The organism is Streptomyces sp. NPDC047525 (assembly GCF_040643025.1).
GTDB classification, from domain to species: domain Bacteria; phylum Actinomycetota; class Actinomycetes; order Streptomycetales; family Streptomycetaceae; genus Streptomyces; species Streptomyces durmitorensis.
In genome coordinates, this window is sequence record NZ_JBEYTL010000049.1 from 1 (window position 1) to 2,783 (window position 2,783).

General features: G+C 71.9%; 1 protein-coding gene. It reads right to left on the reverse strand.

Annotation, left to right across the window (positions count from 1 at the left end; all coding sequences use genetic code 11):
* Positions 1 to 2,783 (reverse strand): polyketide synthase dehydratase domain-containing protein (locus ABZ833_RS45545; protein WP_361060011.1); only part of this gene is annotated, 2,783 nt, incomplete at both ends.

Below are 2,783 nucleotides of genomic sequence, written 5' to 3' on the forward strand. Positions count from 1 at the left end.
GGGTGCGGGAGTTGGCGATGTGGTCGTCGTCGATGCCCATGGCGTGCAGGGTGGGCCATTTGGCGGGGCTGGCGGTGGCGTAGATGTCGGCGCCCCGCAGGCGGGCCAGTTGTACGGCGGCCATGCCCACGCCGCCGGCCGCGGCGTGGATCAGGACGCGCTCGCCGGGCTGGAGACCCGCCAGGTCCCGCAACCCGTAATACGCCGTCAGGAAGACGGTCGGGATCGTCGCGGCCTCCTGGAAGGAGACGCCCTCGGGCATCGGAGCCAGGGTGCGCTCGTCGGCGATGGTGAGCGGGGCGAAGGCGGAGGGGAAGCCGCCGAACACCCGGTCACCGACGGCGAAGCGGGTGACACCGGGCCCCGTCTCCACGACCACACCCGCACCCTCCGTTCCCAGGCCTTCGTTCGAGGGCGCGAGGCCGAGGGCCACCGCGACGTCATAGAAGTTGAGGCCGGCGGCGCGGACCTGGAGCCGTATCTCACCCTCCTCAAGCGGCCGGGTGGCGCGCGGGTTCTCCGTCTTGCCCACGTCGTCGAACGTGCCGCCGTTGCCGGTGACGTCGACACGCCAGTCCGTGCCGGCGCCGAATCCGCCGACCCCTGCGATCTGCCGGCCGTCGACCCCGCGCACGAGCCGGGCTGCGAGCAACGTGCCGTCGTGGTGGGCAAGTTGGGGTTCGAATCCGGATGCGGCGTGGGCGAGGACGGCTGTCCAGTCGGTGTCGGTCCCGGTGCCGGGGGTGTCGGTGTCGGTGTCGAGGAGTATGAAGCGGTCGGGGTGTTCGGTCTGGGCGGTGCGGATGAGTCCCCACGCGATGGAGGCGGGGAGGTCGGTGACGCCGGGGGCGTGGGGGGTGGGTGTCGTGGTGATCGCGCGTCGGGTGTGGACGATGAGGGGGGTGTCTTCGAGGCGTTCGTCGGCTAGCCAGGCCTGGACGGTCAGCAGTAGGTGTTCGGCGTGCTGGTGGGTGGCGGCCAGGACGTCGGCCTCGGCGATGTCGGGGGTGGTGAGGCTGACGATGGCGCATTGCGGTGCCGGGTTGCCGGCGTCGAGCCAGGCGAGCAGGGCGGCGGTGTCGGTGTATGCGGTGGCCTGGGGGAGAGGGAAGGGGGCTTCGCCCAGGACGGCGACCGAGGTGAGGGGGGTGGCGGTGCTTTCGGCGACCGGCATCCACTCCAAAGCGTAGAGCCCGTTGGTGTTGAGAGTGCTCGTGGCGAACTGTGTGGTGTCGGCGGGGCGGATGTTGAGGGTGCCGATCTGCACCACCGGGGTGTTGGTGGGGTCGGTGGCGGTGAGCTGGATGGTGTTGTCGGGGGTGATGTGGAGGGTGACGTGGAGGGTGGTGGCGTTGGTGGCGTGGAGGGTGACGTGGTTCCAGGCGAAGGGGAGCCAGGTGCCGTCCTGGGGGAATGCGGGGTGCAGCTGCAGGGCGTGCAGGGCGGCGTCCAGCAGGGCGGGGTGCAGGCCGAAGCGGGCGGCGTCCTCCTGGGCGTGTTCGGGCAGGGTGACCTCGGCGAACAGCACCTCGGGGTCGGCCGAACGCCACACCGACTTCAGGCCCTGGAAGACGGGGCCGTAGTGGTAGCCGCGCTCGGCGAGATCGGCGTACAGAGTCTCGACCGGGACCGCGACCGAACCGGCCGGCGGCCAGGCCCCGGAGAGCTGTGCGAGATCGGCGTCATCGGCTCCCACCCGGTCCGGGGCGAGGGTGATCTGGGCGTGCCGGATCCACACCCCGCCTGCGCCCTGCGCGCGGGACAGCACGGCAGCGGTGCGGCGGCCGTCGTCGCCGGCCGGGTCCACGACCACCTGGACCTCGGCCGCACTGCCGTCGGGCAGGACCAGCGGCTGCTGGATCAGGAGTTCCTCGACCAGCGCGCAGCCCACCTGGTCACCGGCACGGATCGCCAGATCGACGAACGCCGTTCCGGGCACGATCACCGTCCCGGCCACCGCATGGTCGGCCAGCCACGGATGCGTGGCAGTGGAGATACGGCCCGACAGCACCACCGGACCGTCACCGGCGACCTCGACGGACGCGGCGAGCAGACCGTGGTCGAGCGTGGTCAGCCCGACCCGGCTCAGGTCGCCGTTGCCCGTCTGCGAGGTGCGGTCCAGCCAGTACGGGTGGCGGTCGAAGGCGTAGGTGGGGAGTTGGAGGGTGGTGTCGGTGTCGGTGTTGGTGTTGGTGTTGGTGTTGGTGTTCTGGTTGGTGGGGGCGGGGGTGAGGGTGTGCCAGTCGAGGTGGGTGCCGGTGGTCCACAGGCGGGCCAGGGCCTGGACCAGGGTGGTGGTCTCGGGCCGTCCGGTCCGGGAGAGGGCCACGCATACGGTGCTGTCGGCGATGTCCGGGGGCAGGCAGTCGGTGACCATCGCGGTCAGCACGCCGCGCGGCCCGATCTCGGCGAAGGTGCGCACCCCCGCGGCGGCCAGGGTGGTGATGCCCTGGTGGAACCGGACGGTGCCGCGCACCTGGCGTACCCAGTAGCCGGGGTCGGTCAGTTCGGCGGCGGTGGCCAGCTGCCCGCTCACGTTGGAGATGACCGGCAGCGTGGGCGCGTGGTAGGTGAGCTGCGCGGCGATCTCACCGAACTCGGCGAGCATGGGTTCCATCAGGTGGGAGTGGAAGGCGTGCGAGACCCGCAGCCGCCGCACCCGCCGCCCCTGTTCCTCAAAGGCCCGGGCCACCACATCGAGGGCCTCGCCCTCGCCGGAGACGACCACCGCGCGCGGCCCGTTCACCGCCGCGACCTGCACCCGGCCACCCAGCTCCCGCTCC